Annotated in this window: 1 pseudogene; it reads left to right on the top strand. The window is 81.9% G+C overall.

Features of this window, described 5'->3' with window-relative positions:
- Positions 1–514, top strand: a pseudogene (locus tag ABD352_RS00160) (hypothetical protein); the annotation flags it as partial.

The following is a 514-nucleotide window of genomic DNA, read 5'->3' as shown; positions in this document are numbered from 1 at the left end:
CCTGGTCGGCGCGACCGCGCCCGGGCAGCTCGACTGGCTGCCCGCGACGGTCCCGGCCCGGGAGACCCTGGCCCTGGTGCTCGCCTGGGCGCTGCCCGGCGCCGTGGACGCCGTGGCCGCCCGGTGGGGCACGGTCACCGACGTGGCGCGGACCCTGTGGGCGTACTCCGGCGGCGACCCCGGCCTCGTCCTGCCCCGCCACCGCGACGAGGACGGCCCGCGCGAGGCCTGGCGCCCGGCCGGCGAGCCGCGGGTCACCGTGGACGTTCCCCGGGTCGCCGCGCTGCCGCGCCCGGTCCGCCGGGCCGCGGTCGCGTTCGTCGACCGCCTCGACGTCGTGACCGCCGCCGAGGACATCTTCCGCCACCCGGCGGTGTGGAAGCGCCTCGCCGAGCGGCTGCACCCGTTCGAGCGCGTCGCCGCGCACCCGCGCGCCGCGGTCGTCTTCGCCGCGCTGCGCGCCACCCGGTCGCCGGCCGGCGGCCCGCTCGGGCGCGCCATGGCCGGCGCGGCC

This window comes from Dactylosporangium salmoneum (assembly GCF_039532525.1).
Classification (GTDB): domain Bacteria; phylum Actinomycetota; class Actinomycetes; order Mycobacteriales; family Micromonosporaceae; genus Dactylosporangium; species Dactylosporangium salmoneum.
This window is presented reverse-complemented; position numbering and strand designations above follow the sequence as displayed.